This is a genomic window from Enterococcus sp. DIV1420a, assembly GCF_051712165.1.
Lineage (GTDB): Bacteria > Bacillota > Bacilli > Lactobacillales > Enterococcaceae > Enterococcus > Enterococcus faecalis.
Map to the genome: position 1 here is coordinate 1123990 of NZ_JBIOOI010000002.1, position 18843 is coordinate 1142832.

The following is an 18843-nucleotide window of genomic DNA, read 5'->3' on the forward strand; positions in this document are numbered from 1 at the left end:
AGCTATAATTTAAAAGAAACAATGTGTCACAAAGACGATAAAGAATTGAAAAGGGGTCCGTTATGAAGACAGATATTAACATTGCACAAGCAGCAACATTAAAACCTATTCAAGAGATTGCCGAAACAATCGGTCTTTCAGAAGATTCGCTCGAACTTTATGGAAAATACAAAGCGAAAATAGATTTTCCAACGCTTCAATCCTTAGAAGCGAAGCCAGAAGGTAAATTAATCCTCGTTACGTCGATTAATCCAACACCAGCAGGAGAAGGAAAATCAACCGTGACCATTGGTTTAGGAGATGCATTAAATCAAATCAATAAAAAAACAGTTATTGCCCTAAGAGAACCATCATTAGGTCCTGTGATGGGGATTAAAGGTGGCGCAACAGGTGGCGGTTACGCACAAGTATTACCAATGGAAGAAATCAATTTGCATTTTACTGGTGATATGCATGCGATTACGACAGCCAATAATGCCTTAGCTGCGTTACTAGATAATCATTTACAGCAAGGAAATGAATTAAAGATTGATTCTCGGCGGGTGATTTGGAAACGTGCAGTGGATCTAAATGATCGTGCGCTCAGACAGGTCGTTGTTGGTTTAGGCGGTCCTTTCCAAGGTGTACCAAGAGAAGACGGTTTCGATATTACTGTGGCAAGCGAAATTATGGCGATTCTTTGTTTAGCGCAAAATTTAACGGACTTAAAAGAACGCTTAAGTCGGATTATTGTCGCCTATAATGATCAAAGAGAGCCGGTGACGGTTAAAGATTTAAACGTGGCAGGTGCACTGACTTTATTATTAAAAGACGCCTTAAAACCTAATTTAGTTCAAACGATTGAAGGAACTCCAGCTTTTGTTCACGGTGGTCCTTTTGCCAATATCGCTCATGGATGTAACAGTATTTTAGCGACAAAAACGGCTTTGCATCTAGGGAATTATGTCGTAACAGAAGCAGGTTTTGGTGGCGACTTGGGTGGCGAAAAATTTTTAGATATTAAAGTACCTTCTTTAGGAAAAGCACCCGATACCGTTGTGATTGTGGCAACGATTCGCGCGTTGAAAATGCATGGCGGTTTGGCGAAAGATCAGTTAGCAGAAGAAAATTTACCAGCGTTACAAAAAGGCTTTGCCAACTTAGAAAAACATATTCAAAACATGCAACGTTATGATGTACCAGTAGTTGTTGCAATTAATGAGTTTACACAGGATACAGAGAAGGAAATTCAACTGTTGAAAGAAGCCTGCCAAGCGTTAGGCGTGCCCGTCGAGTTAACAAGTGTTTGGGCGCAAGGTGGCGCAGGTGGCACGAATCTAGCGAAAACAGTAGTAGCAGAGATTGAAGCCAATACAAAACAGTTTCAACCTTTATATAATCCTCGCCAAACTATTGAAGAAAAAATTCAAGCCATTGTACAAACGATTTACGGCGGGGAACAGGCGATTTTTTCTCCGAAAGCGCAAAAACAAATCGCAGACTTTACAAAAAATGGTTGGGATCAATTACCAATCTGCATGGCGAAGACACAGTATTCACTTTCTGACGATCCTCAAAAATTAGGACGGCCAGAAGGATTTACGATTACAATTCGTGAACTAGTTCCAAAAATCGGTGCAGGGTTTATCGTGGCGTTAACGGGTGACATTTTAACGATGCCTGGCTTGCCGAAAGTTCCTGCTGCGTTAAATATGGATGTGGACGAAACGGGTCAAGCGAGCGGTCTCTTTTAAAGCCGCTCTTTCCTGAGACCTATTTTTAGTATATACTTGAAAGTAGCTCAATAAAAAATAATGACGGAAATTTATTGCGTAGTTTATTATAAGGAGCAACGACTATGGGGGAACGAGCAGATACATTTTTAGCACACTTTAATCGCATTGAAAAGTGGATGAGAGAGAGACTGAACAATCCTGTCAATATGGGATTCAGTGAAATGACAAGACGTCTTTCCCGAAAAGAAAAAGGACAGATTGCTCAATTTGAAGAGGATTTGCTTCAAATGGCTCAGTTAAGAAATGCCATCGTTCATGAGCGAATTGCTGATGATTTTGTAATTGCAGAGCCAAACGAATGGGCAGTTCAACGAATTGAAACGATTGAACAAGCTTTAACAAAACCAGAAAAAGTAGTGCCTAAATTTGCGAAACGTGTTACAGCTTTTGAAATCACCACTTCTTTAGAAACGTTATTAACGATTATTGCAAAAAAACAATATTCTCAATTTCCGATTTATGAAAAAGGTGTATTTAAAGGATTAATCACGGTTCGAGGGATTGGTGTATGGTTTGCCATTGAGAGCACCAAAGGAGAAGTTCACATTGCCAACCGAACGGTGCGAGAATTGTTGGCATCAAATTATAAACGCAGCAACTATCAATTTGTTTCAATTGAAGCAACCGTTTTTGAAGTTGAACAAATGTTTCGGGAGCAGCCACGCTTAGAAGCTGTGCTTATTAGTAAAAGTGGCCATCCTAATGGTGAGTTAGTAGGCATTGTTCGACCAAGAGATTTAGCAAGTATTCATAGAGAAAAGGAATGACGCGATTGTTAGTAGTATATTTTTTAATCAGTGCCTTATTAGTAGGGCTTGACCAATGGAGCAAATATTTGACGGTCCAAAACATTTCTTTGGGTGAAACAAAAGAATTCATTCCTGGATTTTTGTCGCTGACCCATTTAAGAAATACCGGAGCCGCTTGGAGCTTATTAGAAGGAAAGATGATATTCTTTTATGTCATCACAGTAATTGTTAGTGTCGTGATTATTTATTTATTAATTAAGAATTATAAAAAAAGTATCTGGTATTCTGTAGGTTTATCTTTTGTCTTAGCAGGTGCCATTGGGAATTTTATTGATCGTGTACGTTTAGGCTACGTGGTGGACATGCTCCAAACGGATTTTATGAATTTTCCTATTTTTAATGTTGCAGATAGTACGTTAGTGGTCGGCGTTATTTGTATATTTATTTATTTGATTTTAGATGAAAAAGCAGCAAAGGAAGGCAAAAATGGAACAAATTAACGTAACGATTCAAACAGAAAAAGGCCGGATTGACAAAGTATTAAGTGAACATTTACCCAATCATTCCCGCTCGCAAATTCAACAATGGTTAAAAGAAAAACACGTAACAGTTAACGGTGAAACGGTCCGCGCAAATTACAAAGTTACAGCAGGCGATGAAATTGTTGTAACAATTCCTGAACCAGAAGTTCTAGATATGGTAGCAGAGGATATTCCATTGACCATTGTTTATGAAGACAATGATGTGATTGTTGTCAACAAACCTCAAGGCATGGTCGTTCATCCTTCGGCAGGGCATCCCAAGGGTACATTAGTAAACGCGTTACTTCATCATGCGGATCACTTATCGGCGATTAATGATGTGGTGCGACCGGGAATTGTTCATCGAATTGATAAAGATACTTCGGGGCTATTGATGGTGGCTAAAAATGATCAAGCCCATGAATCATTAGCGAAACAGCTAAAAGAAAAAACATCATTACGTAAATACGTTGCCTTGGTCCACGGTGTTATTCCTCACGATAAGGGAGAGATAAATGCGCCTATTGGTCGTTCCAAGGTTGACCGCAAAATGCAAGCGGTCATTGAAGGCGGTAAAGAAGCAGTCACGCATTTTACTGTTTTAGAGCGTTTTGATGCATTTACCTTAGTTGAATTACAACTAGAAACAGGCCGGACACATCAAATCCGTGTTCACATGAAATATATCGGTTATCCATTAGCTGGAGATCCATTATATGGACCGAAAAAAACATTGCCTGGCAATGGACAATTTTTACATGCGAAGTTATTAGGCTTTACACATCCTACTACAGGTGAACAATTAGTCTTTGAAGCACCTTTACCAGAAGTTTTTGAAAAAACTTTACACCAATTAAGAAATAATCATTGATTTTTTTCTGAAGAAGAGGTAAACTCTTTTTTAAGAAGAAAAATAACTAAATAACTGTAACCTTTAAGTTTAGTCCCGTGAGGCTAAGAAGGAATCATGCAAAAGAACACTAGGTGCGCTTAGTTAGTAAGTTGTGTGGGCTACATGGTACCCTTGTACCTTTTTAAACTGTAACCAACATCCTCCTATCCTCATACGGGTAGGAGGATTTTTTGTTGGAAAAAATAACAGGACAATTTCAATAAAAATCCACTTATTTTTCAGCTGCTCAATTGAAGGAAGAATCGCTGACCCCAAGACAGCGAGGACGTAGATAAAAAAGAAATGAGGAGGAAATTATTATGCCAAAGAAAGAAGTTGTTGACGCAGTCACAATGAAACGAGCGCTTACTCGAATCTCGTATGAAATTATTGAAAGAAACAAAGGAATTCAAGACATTGTTTTAGTAGGAATTAAAACGCGTGGGATATACATTGCACAACGTCTAGCCGAACGCTTAAAACAATTAGAAGATATTGACGTGCCAGTTGGTGAATTAGATATTACTTTGTATCGTGATGATGTGAAAGATATGGAGGAACCTGAATTACATTCTTCTGACGTACCAGTCTCAATTGAAGGTAAAGAAGTTATTTTAGTGGATGATGTCTTGTACACGGGCCGGACCATTCGTGCTGCGATGGACGCTGTTATGGATTTAGGTCGTCCAAGAAAAATCTCTTTAGCAGTCTTAGTAGATCGTGGGCATCGGGAACTACCGATTCGTGCCGATTATGTAGGGAAAAATATTCCAACATCAAAAACTGAGGAAATTATTGTGGAAATGGAAGAGCGTGACGGCGCAGATCGTATTATGATCAGTAAAGGAAACGAATAAAAAGGAGTGAACAACGTTGTCAGAAAAAGAATTTCGAAATGAGGATGCAGTCTTAGATATTAAAGACAGACCGCAAGCTTTTCACTGGGTTGGCCTAAGTTTACAACATTTATTTACGATGTTTGGTGCAACGGTTTTAGTACCAATCTTAGTAGGAATTGACCCAGGGATTGCGTTAGTCAGTTCAGGATTAGGAACAATGGTCTATCTGATTACTACAAAAGGAAAAATCCCCGCTTATCTTGGCAGTAGCTTTGCTTTTATTGCAGCGATGCAGATGTTAATGAAGAGTGATGGTTATCCAGCCATTGCCCAAGGTGCTATGACAACCGGCTTGGTATACCTAATCGTTTCATTAATCATTAAAAAAATTGGTTCCGACTGGTTGGATAAAATTTTACCGCCTATCGTTGTAGGACCTGTCGTGATGGTTATCGGTTTAGGCTTGGCAGCTAATGCCGCAAATAACGCAATGTATAACAACAACGTTTATGATTTTAAATATATTGTCGTAGCCTTAATTACTTTAGGCTTAACCATTTTTTACAACATGTTTTTCAAAGGCTTCCTAGGATTAATTCCAATTCTTTTGGGAATTGTTAGTGGGTATCTAGTCGCTTTAGCTTTCGGAATTATTGACTTAACCCCTATTAAAGAAGCTGCTTGGTTTGCTTTACCGAATTTTGAAGTACCTTTTGTTCAATATGAACCGAAATTGTATTTAAATGCCATTACAACAATGGCACCAATTGCTTTTGTAACAATGACAGAACATATTGGTCATTTAATGGTCTTGAATAAATTAACCAAGCGCAACTTTTTCCAAGACCCAGGCTTATCTAAAACTTTAATGGGAGATGGCTTAGCGCAAATTGTAGCAGGTTTTGTTGGTGGACCGCCAGTTACAAGTTATGGTGAAAATATCGGCGTGTTGGCAATTACAAGAGTACACAGTGTCTTCGTGATTGGTGGAGCCGCGGTGTTCGCTGTAGCTTTAGGATTTGTTGGAAAATTAAGTGCCTTGATTCTAAGTATCCCAGGACCAGTTATTTCAGGAATTAGTTTCGTCTTGTTCGGTGTGATTGCCGCAAGTGGTTTGAAAATCTTAATCGATAATAAGATTAATTTTGATAAGAAAAAGAATTTATTGATTGCTTCAGTAATTTTAGTCATCGGCATTGGTGGCTTAGTCTTCAAAGTAGGAACCTTTGAATTGTCTTCAATGGCATTAGCAACCGTCTTAGGAATTGTTTTGAATTTAATTTTACCGGAAAACGCACGTAGCGAAGAACAGTAGGAGGACTGGACGAATGATTATTACATCTGAACGAATTAGTTTAAAACATCTTTTAACTGCTGAGGCTTTAACCGACCGTGAAGTCATGGGGTTAATCCGTCGCGCAGGAGAATTTAAACAGGGGGCAAAATGGCACCCAGAAGAACGTCAATATTTTGCAACAAACTTGTTTTTTGAAAATAGTACTCGAACACATAAAAGTTTTGAGGTAGCTGAGAAAAAATTAGGCTTAGAAGTGATTGAGTTTGAAGCAAGTAGAAGTTCTGTTCAAAAAGGAGAAACGTTATACGACACAGTACTAACGATGTCGGCAATTGGTGTAGATGTAGCAGTCATTCGTCATGGTAAAGAAAATTATTACGATGAATTGATTCAAAGTAAAACGATTCAATGTTCTATTATTAACGGTGGGGACGGGAGTGGACAACACCCTACACAATGTTTATTGGATCTGATGACCATTTATGAAGAATTTGGTGGATTTGAAGGCTTGAAAGTGGCGATTGTGGGAGATATTACACATTCTCGCGTTGCTAAATCAAATATGCAGTTATTAAACCGTTTAGGCGCTGAAATTTATTTTTCAGGTCCAGAAGAGTGGTATGATCATCAGTTTGATGTCTATGGACAATATGTGCCGCTAGATGAAATTGTTGAAAAAGTCGATGTGATGATGTTACTTCGCGTGCAGCACGAACGTCATGATGGTAAGGAAAGTTTTTCAAAAGAAGGCTATCATTTGGAATATGGTTTAACCAACGAACGGGCAACTCGTTTACAGAAACACGCAATTATTATGCATCCAGCGCCAGTCAATCGGGATGTTGAACTGGCAGATGAATTAGTGGAAAGTCTGCAATCAAGAATCGTCGCGCAAATGAGTAACGGAGTCTTTATGCGCATGGCAATTTTGGAAGCAATTTTACATGGAAAGGCCTAGGTGGAGAAATGAAGACGTTAATTAAGAATGGAAAAATCATCAAAAAAGAGAATCAATTGATTGAGGCAGCACTTTGGCTAGAAAATGGTGTGATTCACGCAATCGGGGAATCGTTTGACGAAGCAGATTTTGAGCAAGTGTTTGATGCGAACGGGCAACTAATCACGCCAGGCTTGGTGGATGTGCATGTTCACTTTAGAGAACCAGGCTTTACGTATAAAGAAACGATTAAAACGGGTAGTAAAGCTGCTGCTCGCGGTGGTTTTACTACGGTTTGCGCAATGCCCAATTTGAATCCAGTACCAGATACGGCTGAAAAATTAAGTGAGGTTTACGACTTAATTCAAAAAGATGCAGTCGTGAAAGTTTTACAATATGCCCCCATTACAGAAGAGCTACGGAGTGAAGTTTTAACCAATCAGAAGGCCTTAAAAGAAGCGGGCGCCTTTGCATTTACGAATGATGGTGTTGGTGTCCAGACGGCAGGAACGATGTACTTAGCCATGAAAGAAGCGGCTGCATTAAATATGGCGCTTGTTGCGCACACGGAAGATGAATCTTTATTATTTGGTGGTGTGATGCATGAAGGAGAAGTTTCTAAGAAATTAGGCCTACCAGGGATTTTAAGTGCAACGGAAGCTTCACAAATTGCTCGGGATATTACTTTAGCAAAAGAAACAGGCGTTCATTATCATGTTTGTCATGTTTCAACAGAAGAAAGCGTGCGCGTTATTCGAGATGCTAAAAAAGCAGGGATTCACGTAACAGCCGAAGTTTCGCCACACCATTTAATTTTAGTCGATGAGGATATTCCTGGTGACGAAGGGTTTTGGAAAATGAACCCGCCATTACGTGGTTTAGCAGATCGACAAGCATTGATTGACGGCTTGTTAGATGGCACGATTGACTGTATTGCTACCGACCATGCGCCCCATGGTTTAGAAGAAAAACAACAATCATTTTTAAACGCACCTTTTGGTATTGTCGGTAGTGAAACGGCCTTCCAATTGATTTATACGAACTTTGTCGAAACAGGCATTTTCACATTAGAACAAGTGATTGATTGGATGGCAGTGAAACCGGCAGAAATTTTTGGATTAAACGCAGGAACACTAACAATTGGTGCACCAGCAGATATTGCAGTTTTTGACTTAGCAACAGCTGCACCAATTGATGCAGAAGCATTTGAATCAATGGCTGTCAATACACCATTTACAGGGTGGACAGTCAAAGGAAAGACACTTATGACATTTGTTGACGGAGCATTAGCTTGGTCGGAGGAGGCGCAGTAGGTTTGAAAAGGTTATTGATTTTAGAAGACGGAACAGTATTTGAAGGAAAAGCGTTTGGTGCAGAAGGCAATGTAGTAGGAGAAGTTGTTTTTACTACTGGCATGACAGGTTACCAAGAAGCAATTACTGACCAAAGTTTTAATGGACAAATGATTACTTTTACGTATCCATTAGTTGGAAATTACGGGGTCAACCGAGATGATTATGAATCCATTGCACCAACCTGTAAAGGTGTCATTGTTAAAGAGCATGCGCGGGTTGCTTCAAATTGGCGTCAACAAATGACCTTGGATGAATTTTTAAAGCGCAAAGGGATTCCGGGAATTTCAGGAATTGATACGCGTGCGCTGACTCGTAAGTTACGATCAGCTGGAACAATGAAGGGGAGCATCATTGATGCCGTGGATGATTTGCCGCATGCGTTTGATCAATTAAAAGCGACAGTCATGCCGAAAAATCAAGTGGCACAAGTCTCCACCACTAAGCCTTATCCGAGTCCAGGTATTGGGCGTAATGTGGTCGTCGTTGATTTTGGGTTGAAACATAGTATTTTGCGAGAATTATCAAAACGGCAATGCAACTTAACCGTGTTGCCTTATAATACAACGGCCGAAGAGATTTTAGAATTAAGTCCCGATGGTGTCATGTTGACAAATGGGCCTGGAGATCCCAAAGATGTGCCTGAAGCTATTAAAATGATTCAAGCAATCCAAGGAAAAGTTCCGATTTTCGGCATCTGCTTAGGTCATCAGTTATTTTCATTAGCAAATGGTGCGGATACGTATAAGATGAAGTTTGGACATCGCGGTTTGAATCATCCTGTACGAGAAATTGCAACAGGACGCATTGATTTCACTTCACAAAACCACGGATATGCCGTAGATGAAGCAACAATTGATCCAGAAAAATTACTTGTGACCCACGTGGAAGTTAATGATGGAACGGTTGAAGGCGTGCGTCATCGAGATTATCCAGCTTTTACTGTGCAATATCACCCAGATGCGGCTCCAGGACCGCACGATGGTCTTCATTTATTTGACGAATTTATGGAATTAATGGATGCATGGAAGGAGCAAAACTAATGCCAAAACGAACGGACATCAAGAAAATCATGGTGATTGGTTCAGGACCAATCATTATTGGACAAGCAGCAGAATTTGACTATGCAGGCACACAAGCCTGTTTAGCGCTAAAAGAAGAAGGGTATGAAGTTGTCTTAGTAAACTCAAATCCAGCGACCATCATGACCGATAAAGAAATCGCGGATCATGTTTATATTGAACCGATTACTTTAGAATTTGTTTCAAGAATTTTGCGGAAAGAACGTCCTGATGCTCTTCTACCAACATTAGGTGGTCAAACTGGATTAAATATGGCGATGGAATTATCGGAATCAGGAATTTTAGATGAGCTAAATGTAGAATTGCTAGGAACAAAGCTCAGTGCGATTGACCAAGCGGAAGACCGTGATTTATTTAAACAATTGATGGAAGAATTAGAACAACCGATTCCAGAAAGTGAAATTGTCAATACGGTGGAACAAGCCGTGGCTTTTGCCAAACGAATTGGCTATCCAATTATCGTTCGTCCCGCATTTACCTTAGGTGGAACAGGCGGCGGCATGTGTGATACGGAAGAAGAACTCCGTCAGATTGCCGAAAACGGTCTGAAATTATCACCAGTTACACAATGTTTAATTGAAAAAAGTATTGCTGGTTTTAAAGAAATTGAATATGAAGTGATGCGTGATTCGGCTGATAATGCGATTGTGGTTTGTAACATGGAAAACTTTGATCCCGTCGGCATTCACACTGGGGATTCGATTGTTTTTGCTCCGAGTCAAACTTTATCAGATTATGAATACCAAATGTTACGAGATGCGTCCTTGAAAATTATTCGTGCATTAAAAATTGAAGGTGGCTGTAATGTTCAATTAGCTTTGGACCCGCATAGCTTTAATTATTATGTGATTGAAGTTAATCCTCGTGTTTCTCGCTCATCTGCACTTGCTAGTAAAGCCACAGGGTATCCCATTGCGAAGTTAGCTGCAAAAATTGCTGTTGGTTTAACATTAGATGAAATGAAAAATCCAGTTACTGGAACCACTTATGCCGAATTTGAACCCGCTTTGGACTATGTTGTTTCCAAAATTCCTCGTTGGCCTTTTGACAAATTTGAAAAAGGTGCTCGAGAACTAGGAACGCAAATGAAAGCAACCGGGGAAGTCATGGCAATTGGCCGCAATATTGAAGAATCCTTATTAAAAGCAGTTCGTTCTTTAGAAATTGGTGCTTATCACAACGAGTTAGAAGAACTAAGTCATGTCAGTGATTTAGAATTAACGAAGAAAATGGTCCATGCGCAAGATGATCGATTGTTCTACTTATCAGAAGCCATTCGCAGAGGATATAGCATCGAAGAATTACAAAGTTTAACGAAAATTGATTTATTCTTCTTGGATAAACTTTTACACATTATCGAAATTGAAACAGCCCTTGAAAGTCACGTGGACAACGTAGCTGTTTTGAAAGAAGCCAAACAAAATGGTTTTTCTGATCGGAAAATCGCAGCACTTTGGGGACAAACAGAACAAGCCATCGCTGACTTCCGCAGAGCCAATCAAATTGTGCCCGTCTATAAAATGGTGGATACGTGTGCTGCAGAGTTTGAATCACACACGCCTTATTTTTATAGCACGTATGAAGTGGAAAACGAAAGCAATGTTTCGAAAAAGTCTTCTGTACTAGTATTAGGTTCTGGTCCCATTCGCATTGGTCAAGGGGTCGAGTTTGATTATGCAACCGTTCATTCTGTCAAAGCAATCCAAGCGGCTGGTTATGAAGCAATTATTATGAATAGTAATCCTGAAACAGTTTCAACAGATTTCTCTGTTTCTGATAAATTATACTTTGAGCCATTAACTTTAGAAGATGTCATGAATGTGATTGATTTAGAAAATCCGATTGGCGTGATCGTCCAATTTGGTGGACAAACAGCGATTAATTTAGCTGAGCCGCTCACAAAACAAGGCGTTAAAATTCTTGGAACAACGATTGAAGATTTAGATCGTGCGGAAAATCGTGATTTATTTGAACAAGCTTTGCAAGAGTTAGCGATTCCTCAACCACCAGGAGATACAGCCACAAGTGCAGAAGAAGCAGTCGTGATTGCTGATCGTATCGGCTATCCCGTTTTAGTGCGTCCAAGTTATGTTTTAGGTGGTCGTGCAATGGAAATTGTCGAAAATCAAAAGGATTTGGAAGATTATATGCGACATGCAGTCAAAGCTTCTCCAGAACATCCTGTCTTAGTTGATAGCTATTTATTGGGACAAGAATGTGAAGTTGATGCCATTTGTGATGGTGAAACAGTACTAATTCCAGGGATTATGGAACATATTGAACGAGCTGGCGTGCATTCTGGCGATTCAATGGCGGTTTATCCACCGCAGTATCTTTCTCAAGAAATTCAGGCAACAATTGCCGATTATACAAAAAAACTAGCACTTGGTTTAAACTGTGTAGGTATGATGAATATTCAATTTGTTATTCATGAAAATCGTGTTTATGTGATTGAAGTGAATCCTCGTGCGAGTCGAACAGTTCCTTTCTTAAGTAAAATCACAGGGATTCCGATGGCCCAAGTTGCTACAAAAGCGATTCTTGGTGAGAAACTGACTGACCTAGGATATCAAGATGGATTATATCCTGAAAGTAAACAAGTTCATGTGAAAGCCCCTGTGTTCTCCTTTACGAAACTACAAAAAGTAGATACGTACTTAGGGCCTGAAATGAAATCAACTGGGGAAGTTATGGGTAGTGATTATTATTTAGAAAAAGCCTTGTATAAAGCCTTTGAAGCATCTGGCTTGCATTTGCCAAGTTATGGGGCTGTACTTTTCACCATTGCTGATGAAACAAAAGAAGAGGCTTTAGAAATTGCTAAGCGTTTTTCAGCAATTGGCTATAGTTTAGTCGCAACGGAAGGAACCGCTGACTTTTTAGCGAAGCATCAGTTGCCTGTTAAGAAAGTGACGAAAATTTCTAATCCTGAAGGGGAAACCGTGCTGGATGTCATTCGCAATGGGAATGCGCAAGTGGTAATCAATACTATGGATAAAAATCGTTCCAGTGCCAACCAAGATGGGTTTTCAATCCGTCGGGAAGCAGTCGAACATGGGATTCCATTGTTTACCTCACTTGACACAGCGAATGCGATTTTAAAAGTTTTAGAATCAAGAGCCTTTACGACAGAAGCCATTTAAGCAAAAATCTGGAACAATCGTCTCAGGAGGACTGTTCCAGATTCTTTTACGAAGAAATAGAAAATCATTTATAGGGGAATCAGAGAATAAAGGAGTGAAGGACACTGATGCAGAGAAAGCAAGAAATGATGACCATTGTAGCTCAAAAACAGTTAGCGCCACGGATTTATCAGTTAGACTTACAAGGCGAGTTAGTGAAAGACATGACACGACCTGGACAGTTTGTGCATATCAAGGTTCCGCGTGCAGATTTACTTTTGCGGCGACCGATTAGCATCAACCAAATTGATCATTCGAACGAAACCTGTCGTTTGATTTATCGAGTCGAAGGCGCTGGAACGGAAGTGTTTGCCACCATGAAGGCTGGTGAACAATTAGATATTTTAGGTCCTTTAGGAAACGGCTTTGATATAACTACCGTAGCAGCTGGTCAAACTGCTTTTATCGTTGGCGGAGGAATCGGGATTCCCCCATTGTATGAATTATCAAAACAACTCAATGAAAAAGGCGTGAAAGTGATTCATTTTCTTGGTTATGCATCAAAAGAGGTTGCTTATTACCAACAAGAATTTATGGCATTAGGAGAAACACATTTTGCCACAGATGACGGCTCGTTTGGCGCTCATGGCAACGTGGGCCGTTTATTGTCAGAAGCGTTAGCAAAAGGACGGATCCCTGATGCAGTGTATGCTTGTGGTGCGAATGGTATGTTAAAAGCAATTGATTCTTTATTTCCAACACATCCACACGTTTACCTTTCTTTAGAAGAACGGATGGCCTGTGGAATTGGGGCTTGCTATGCCTGCGTTTGCCATAAAAAAGGAGACACTACTGGAGCAAAAAGTGTCAAGGTCTGTGATGAAGGTCCGATTTTTAAAGCAAGTGAGGTTATCTTATGATGAAAAATCCTTTAGCCGTTTCAATTCCAGGTTTAACATTAAAAAATCCAATTATTCCCGCCAGTGGTTGCTTTGGGTTCGGGGAAGAATATGCTAACTATTATGACCTTGATCAATTAGGTTCAATTATGATTAAGGCAACAACGCCCCAAGCACGATATGGAAATCCCACACCACGTGTAGCTGAAACACCTAGTGGTATGCTAAATGCCATTGGATTGCAGAATCCAGGTTTAGAAGTGGTTATGCAAGAAAAATTACCGAAATTAGAAAAATACCCTAACTTACCGATTATCGCAAATGTTGCAGGTGCTTGCGAAGAGGACTATGTGGCTGTTTGCGCAAAAATTGGGCAAGCGCCTAACGTCAAAGCAATTGAACTGAATATTTCCTGTCCTAATGTGAAACATGGCGGCATAGCTTTTGGTACAGATCCAGAGGTTGCTTTTCAATTAACACAAGCAGTCAAAAAAGTCGCCTCTGTTCCGATTTATGTTAAACTATCACCAAACGTAACGGACATTGTGCCGATCGCCCAAGCAATTGAAGCAGGGGGCGCAGACGGTTTTTCTATGATTAATACATTGCTAGGGATGCGCATTGATTTAAAAACGAGAAAACCTATTTTAGCCAATCAAACTGGTGGACTATCTGGACCAGCCATTAAACCTGTTGCTATTCGCTTAATCCGACAAGTCGCCAGTGTTTCTCAGTTGCCAATTATTGGAATGGGCGGTGTTCAAACAGTGGATGATGTCTTGGAAATGTTCATGGCAGGTGCTAGCGCTGTCGGTGTTGGTACGGCCAACTTTACAGATCCATATATTTGTCCGAAGTTGATTGACGGATTACCTAAGCGAATGGAAGAGTTAGGTATTGAATCGTTGGAACAATTAATTAAAGAAGTGAGAGAGGGGCAGCAAAATGCACGATAGACCAATTATTGCGTTAGATTTTCCCACGCAAAAAGAAGTGGCTGTTTTTTTAGAAAAATTTCCTAAGGAAGAAGCCTTGTTTGTTAAAGTGGGGATGGAACTTTTTTACGCAGAAGGACCAGCGATTGTTCGCTGGCTTAAAGAACAAGGACATGATGTTTTCTTGGATTTAAAATTACATGATATTCCGAATACTGTGGAAAAAGCGATGACAAATTTAGCAAAATTAGGCGTTGCCATTACCAATGTCCATGCAGCAGGGGGCGTTCGAATGATGCAAGCAGCTAAGGAAGGTCTAATCAAAGGGACTCAGCCAGGCGCTAAGGTTCCTGAGTTAATTGCTGTAACCCAGTTGACTTCTACTAGTGAAGAAGAGATGCACCACGATCAATTAATCAACGTTTCTTTAGAGACAAGTGTCATTCATTATGCTAAATGTGCGGAAAAAGCGGGTCTGGATGGCGTGGTTTGTTCAGCATTAGAAGCACGTGGTATTCAAGAAGCAACCAAGCAGACGTTTATTTGCTTAACACCTGGTATTCGCCCAGCGGGAAGTGCAGTAGGTGACCAGCAACGGGTCGTTACGCCGCAACATGCTCGCGAAATCGGGTCCACATATATCGTTGTTGGCCGACCTATTACCCAAGCAGAAAATCCTTATGAAGCCTATCAAGAAATCAAAAAAGACTGGAGCGGAAAGTAACATGACAAAAGTAGCAAAAAAGATTGCCAAAGATTTATTAGAGATTGAAGCGGTATTTTTAAACCCTAATGAGCCTTTTACCTGGGCTAGTGGCATAAAAAGCCCGATTTATTGTGATAACCGTATCACAATGAGTTATCCTGCTGTGCGTAAAGAAATTGCAGAAGGCTTAGCGGCAAAAATTAAAGAGACTTTCCCAGAAGTCGAAGTGATTGCTGGGACAGCTACCGCAGGGATTCCACATGCGGCATGGGTAGCCGATATTTTAGGATTACCAATGGTTTATATCCGCAGTAAAGCCAAAGATCACGGCAAAGGGAATCAAATTGAAGGCCGAATTTCTGAAGGACAAAAAATGGTAGTTATCGAAGATTTAATTTCAACCGGCGGTAGCGTGTTAGAAGCGGCAGAAGCGGCGGAACGTGAAGGAGCAACGGTTTTAGGCGTTGCGGCAATCTTCACTTATGAGTTACCCAAAGGAACGGCAAATTTTGCAGATAAACAGATGACGTTACTAACGTTAACCAATTATTCAACTTTAATTGATGCTGCATTAGAAGCAAATTATATCGAAGAAAAAGATGTTACCTTATTACAAGAATGGAAAAAAGATCCTGAAAACTGGGGCAAATAACCGTTGAACTAAAGATGGTTCTTGTCGTCTGATTTTTAGTATCATTTTCAGTAACCAGATTTAACGGTAGGAGAACTTAGGTCATTTGCCGAGGAGCGTAATGATCTAAGTTCTTTTGTTTGACGTAGAAAAGATGTTAGGATAGAGTTTTAACATGAGTTTTACCTGATTACTATGTGGAAATGAAGGAAGAGTGTATGAAAAAAATAAAAAATATGGACGTTGAATGGAGCTATACAGGCAACGATGGACCGGAACATTGGCATACGCTATGTGACTGGTTTGCAGAAGGTGCTAAGTTTGCTTATCAATCGCCAATTGCTTTAGAAAAAGAAAGTGCTGAGACAGTAAATTCTCAGATTACGTTTCATTATAAAAAAGAAGAATTCACTGAAAAAGAATTCAAAAATACGTTTCATTTTGTACCACCAAATACGGAAAGTTACGTAATGTTTGAAAATGTTGCGTATCATTTAACCGATATCCATTTTCATATGCCTAGCGAACATTTGCTGTCGGGAAAGCAGTATCCGCTAGAATTCCATTTGGTTCATATGAATGATGCTGGCGAAAATTTAGTTGTCGGTTGCCTGTTTACCATCACAGAGGAAGAAAATCGTTTTTCAGAAGCGAATCATCCGATGGACTGGGAAAACGGCACGCACCAACAATGGTTTAATCCGTCAATCTTTTTACCAGAGGAACGTCTACACTACCATTATGTAGGCTCGTTAACAACACCGCCAACTAAGGGTCCAGTGAAATGGTTTGTATTTGATACCATTCAAAAAATGGATCAAGCCTTTTTAAATAAGATCAAGGAAGGTATGTTGGCCTTTAACAATCGGCCCCTTCAGCCGTTGAATGGGCGTAAGATTTATTTTTCAAATGATTAGTGTGTGGAGGAAAAAGTGTTGAATATTCAACAAATGAAGTATGTTGCTGCCATAGCTAACAATGGGAGTTTTCGGGAAGCAGCCAAAAAACTATTTATTACACAACCTAGCTTGTCAAATAGTATTCGAGAATTAGAAGAAGAACTAGGGATTTCCCTCTTTTTACGTACCAATAAGGGCGCTTTTTTAACAGAAGAAGGAATGGTTTTTTTAGAACAAGCAGAGAAAGTCTTAGTTCAAATGGAGTTATTGGAAAATCGCTATCGCGAGACAGTGACCAGCGAACGATTCTCCATCTCTTCGCAACATTACGATTTTTTAGGTGAGGTAATTGCCAAAGTTCTTAAAAAGTATGGGGATCAATATAAAGATTTTCGTGTCTTTGAAACCACAACCTTAAAAGTAATTGAAGACGTCAAAGGATTTCACAGTGAGTTGGGGATTATTTATTTAAATGAACAAAATAGTGTCAGTATTGAACGGTATTTAGAACAAGCTAATCTAGCCTACGAGGTAATTAGTACTTTTAATACACACATTTTTTTAGGAAATCATCATCCTTTAGCCAAGCAAAAAGAAATTCATTTAGAGGAATTAGTTCCCTATCCACAAGTCCGCTTTAATCAAGAAGGAAGCAATTTTTCCTATTTTTCTGAAGATTTAGTTGAAATTCCTGAACAGGAATCGGTCATTCATACTACGGATCGTGGAACTTTAATGAATTTGTTGGTAGAAACCAATGCTTATGCTTCTGGTTCAGGTGTCGTAACGGGTTTTACGAAGAAAGAAATTCGGTTAGTGCCATTGGCGCCAGCTTTGGAAAATCGTATTTGTTTACTCTTTCCCAAAAATCGGGAAATCAGTCCGATTGGTCGCTACTTTATCAAAGAACTAAAAGCGTTGTTTAAAAAAGAGGTAGATACCAAAACGTTTAGCACTAAGGAATAAAAAGAAGAGGTCGGGACAGAAGTGTTTAACTCCGAGAAATAAGAAGGAATTTCCGAAAATTGTTCTTTAATTTTTGGAGAATTTCGGCTTATTTCCGAAGGAGTTGCTTCTGTTCCCGCCGTTTATTAGTTTTTGAGCGTGGAGCAAAAATCCAAAGTGATTTTTGTCCCACGCTCTTCTTTTTTGGCTCATTTTGAAACAGTAGAAATGGTTTCTCTTTCAATTAATGTGACAGGCACTTGAATGTCTTCTATGACTTGAACGTCCTGTTGCATCGTTTGTAATAACACTTCGCCAGCTAGTTTTCCCATTTCTTTAAAGTCTTGTGCCATGGTTGTTAATGGCGGTTCGACAAATGCTGCTGCTTGAATATCGTCAAAACCAATAATCGATAATTCTTTTGGCACATGAATACCTAGGTTTTTACAGTTTCGTAAACAATGTAACGCGCTGAAGTCATTATCGCAGACCACGGCTGTGAGTTGGTGCGCCTCAAAATACTGTTTAAAGTTGTGTTCATCTAAGAGATTGGTTTCCGTGATTGCTGTATGAAATGCCAGATTGGCTTCTTTTAAAGCTTGGAGATAACCTAAATAACGTTGCCGAACGGATTGTAGGGCTGGACTTCCTGAAAGGATATATCCAATTTTTGTATGTCCTAAGCCAATTAAGCGTTCGGTTGCTGTTTTACCACCAGCAAAGTTGTCTGATTGAATGGTTGCAAAAGGCAAATCATGGATCTTTTTATCCAAGACAACGACTGGAAAATTCATCAAAGCCAACTCGAACAGTAAGTCGAGATAGTCATTACTAGTAGCAGCATAATAGACAAGCCCGGCAAACTCATTCACAATGTCCGCAGCATTTTTCTCTCTCAAAAAATTAGGCGAGGTCATAAAGACTTCTAAACCAGCTGCTTGAATAGTAGGGGCCAAACCGCTATAGAAATTTCCTACTGATAAATCGTCTGCAAAAGGCAATAAAAAAAGAACTTTATTTAAAGAGGTATGGAGAGGGTGCTTTGGTGCTTGAACAAAACTTCCTTTTCCTTGGTGACGTTGGATTACGCCTTGCGTTTCCAACTCAGTTAGCGCTCGTTTGGACGTAATTCTACTGACGTTAAACTGAGCCGATAATTCTTTTTCGGTAGGCACTTGCGCTCCAACAGGCAATCGCCCTGAATCAATTTCATTTTGTAAATAATCAATAATTTGTTGATATAATGGTTGCTTCATTCATTT

Annotated in this window: 17 protein-coding genes; 16 read left to right on the top strand and 1 reads right to left on the bottom strand. The window is 39.7% G+C overall.

The window, feature by feature from the left end; genetic code table 11:
* Positions 1-62 precede the first annotated feature (62 nt).
* The 16 genes from IGI80_RS16720 (at position 63) to IGI80_RS16795 (ending at position 17602) form a co-directional block, all read left to right on the top strand.
* Positions 63-1733 (top strand): formate--tetrahydrofolate ligase, encoded by a 1671-nt coding sequence (locus tag IGI80_RS16720; RefSeq protein ID WP_438724195.1) that lies wholly within the window; start codon positions 63-65, stop codon positions 1731-1733.
* Positions 1734-1837: 104 nt separating this feature from the next.
* Positions 1838-2542 (top strand): CBS domain-containing protein, encoded by a 705-nt coding sequence (locus IGI80_RS16725; protein ID WP_002360173.1) that lies wholly within the window; start codon positions 1838-1840, stop codon positions 2540-2542.
* A 5-nt stretch (positions 2543-2547) separates the two neighbouring features.
* The gene (lspA, locus tag IGI80_RS16730) at positions 2548-3024 is read left to right on the top strand and encodes a signal peptidase II (RefSeq protein ID WP_002360174.1); all 477 of its coding nucleotides are present in this window, start codon (positions 2548-2550) and stop codon (positions 3022-3024) included.
* Complete coding sequence (locus IGI80_RS16735; protein WP_002357408.1) at positions 3011-3916, top strand: RluA family pseudouridine synthase; 906 nt, start codon at positions 3011-3013, stop codon at positions 3914-3916. Before lspA ends, IGI80_RS16735 begins: the two co-directional genes overlap by 14 nt.
* 338 nt (positions 3917-4254) lie before the next feature.
* Entirely contained in the window at positions 4255-4794 is a 540-nt protein-coding gene (gene pyrR / locus IGI80_RS16740; protein WP_301280621.1) for a bifunctional pyr operon transcriptional regulator/uracil phosphoribosyltransferase PyrR, read from the top strand.
* A 16-nt stretch (positions 4795-4810) separates the two neighbouring features.
* A complete protein-coding gene (locus tag IGI80_RS16745) occupies positions 4811-6091 on the top strand; it encodes a solute carrier family 23 protein (RefSeq protein ID WP_117749955.1) in 1281 nt (426 codons plus the stop codon).
* Between the two features lie 13 nt (positions 6092-6104).
* Positions 6105-7031 (top strand): aspartate carbamoyltransferase catalytic subunit, encoded by a 927-nt coding sequence (locus IGI80_RS16750; protein WP_002357411.1) that lies wholly within the window; start codon positions 6105-6107, stop codon positions 7029-7031.
* 8 nt (positions 7032-7039) lie between these two features.
* Positions 7040-8323, top strand: a complete 1284-nt coding sequence (locus IGI80_RS16755; protein ID WP_002357412.1) for a dihydroorotase — start codon at positions 7040-7042, stop codon at positions 8321-8323.
* Between the two features lie 2 nt (positions 8324-8325).
* Positions 8326-9405, top strand: a complete 1080-nt coding sequence (locus IGI80_RS16760; protein WP_353966103.1) for a carbamoyl phosphate synthase small subunit — start codon at positions 8326-8328, stop codon at positions 9403-9405.
* Positions 9405-12587 carry a carbamoyl-phosphate synthase large subunit gene (carB, locus tag IGI80_RS16765; protein ID WP_438724196.1) on the top strand — a complete coding sequence of 1061 codons (3183 nt, stop codon included), beginning with the start codon at positions 9405-9407 and terminating at the stop codon, positions 12585-12587. Before IGI80_RS16760 ends, carB begins: the two co-directional genes overlap by 1 nt.
* A 107-nt stretch (positions 12588-12694) precedes the next feature.
* On the top strand, positions 12695-13486 hold the full coding sequence (locus IGI80_RS16770) for a dihydroorotate dehydrogenase electron transfer subunit (RefSeq protein ID WP_002380354.1): 792 nt from the start codon (positions 12695-12697) through the stop codon (positions 13484-13486).
* Entirely contained in the window at positions 13483-14421 is a 939-nt protein-coding gene (locus IGI80_RS16775) for a dihydroorotate dehydrogenase (protein ID WP_002369312.1), read from the top strand. Before IGI80_RS16770 ends, IGI80_RS16775 begins: the two co-directional genes overlap by 4 nt.
* Positions 14411-15124 (top strand): orotidine-5'-phosphate decarboxylase, encoded by a 714-nt coding sequence (pyrF, locus tag IGI80_RS16780; RefSeq protein WP_002365730.1) that lies wholly within the window; start codon positions 14411-14413, stop codon positions 15122-15124. The genes IGI80_RS16775 and pyrF overlap by 11 nt, the downstream gene beginning before the upstream one ends.
* 1 nt (position 15125) lies before the next feature.
* Positions 15126-15758, top strand: a complete 633-nt coding sequence (gene pyrE / locus IGI80_RS16785; protein WP_002360179.1) for an orotate phosphoribosyltransferase — start codon at positions 15126-15128, stop codon at positions 15756-15758.
* 182 nt (positions 15759-15940) lie between these two features.
* On the top strand, positions 15941-16654 hold the full coding sequence (locus IGI80_RS16790) for a carbonic anhydrase (RefSeq protein WP_002382382.1): 714 nt from the start codon (positions 15941-15943) through the stop codon (positions 16652-16654).
* Positions 16655-16672: 18 nt separating this feature from the next.
* A complete protein-coding gene (locus tag IGI80_RS16795) occupies positions 16673-17602 on the top strand; it encodes a LysR family transcriptional regulator (protein ID WP_002361904.1) in 930 nt (309 codons plus the stop codon).
* 188 nt (positions 17603-17790) lie between these two features.
* Here IGI80_RS16795 and IGI80_RS16800 read toward each other — a convergent pair whose 3' ends face one another.
* A complete protein-coding gene (locus tag IGI80_RS16800; RefSeq protein ID WP_002398334.1) occupies positions 17791-18837 on the bottom strand; it encodes a GntR family transcriptional regulator in 1047 nt (348 codons plus the stop codon).
* Positions 18838-18843 lie beyond the last annotated feature (6 nt).

What these genes read in the sequence shown, in the direction of transcription:
- IGI80_RS16720 (WP_438724195.1), top strand. Translation starts at nt 63, where the DNA reads ATGAAGACAGATATTAACATTGCACAAGCAGCAACATTAAAACCTATT.
- IGI80_RS16725 (WP_002360173.1), top strand. Translation starts at nt 1,838, where the DNA reads ATGGGGGAACGAGCAGATACATTTTTAGCACACTTTAATCGCATTGAA.
- IGI80_RS16735 (WP_002357408.1), top strand. Translation starts at nt 3,011, where the DNA reads ATGGAACAAATTAACGTAACGATTCAAACAGAAAAAGGCCGGATTGAC.
- IGI80_RS16750 (WP_002357411.1), top strand. Translation starts at nt 6,105, where the DNA reads ATGATTATTACATCTGAACGAATTAGTTTAAAACATCTTTTAACTGCT.
- IGI80_RS16755 (WP_002357412.1), top strand. Translation starts at nt 7,040, where the DNA reads ATGAAGACGTTAATTAAGAATGGAAAAATCATCAAAAAAGAGAATCAA.
- carB (WP_438724196.1), top strand. Translation starts at nt 9,405, where the DNA reads ATGCCAAAACGAACGGACATCAAGAAAATCATGGTGATTGGTTCAGGA.
- IGI80_RS16770 (WP_002380354.1), top strand. Translation starts at nt 12,695, where the DNA reads ATGCAGAGAAAGCAAGAAATGATGACCATTGTAGCTCAAAAACAGTTA.
- IGI80_RS16775 (WP_002369312.1), top strand. Translation starts at nt 13,483, where the DNA reads ATGATGAAAAATCCTTTAGCCGTTTCAATTCCAGGTTTAACATTAAAA.
- pyrF (WP_002365730.1), top strand. Translation starts at nt 14,411, where the DNA reads ATGCACGATAGACCAATTATTGCGTTAGATTTTCCCACGCAAAAAGAA.
- pyrE (WP_002360179.1), top strand. Translation starts at nt 15,126, where the DNA reads ATGACAAAAGTAGCAAAAAAGATTGCCAAAGATTTATTAGAGATTGAA.
- IGI80_RS16790 (WP_002382382.1), top strand. Translation starts at nt 15,941, where the DNA reads ATGAAGGAAGAGTGTATGAAAAAAATAAAAAATATGGACGTTGAATGG.
- IGI80_RS16800 (WP_002398334.1), bottom strand. Translation starts at nt 18,837, where the DNA reads ATGAAGCAACCATTATATCAACAAATTATTGATTATTTACAAAATGAA.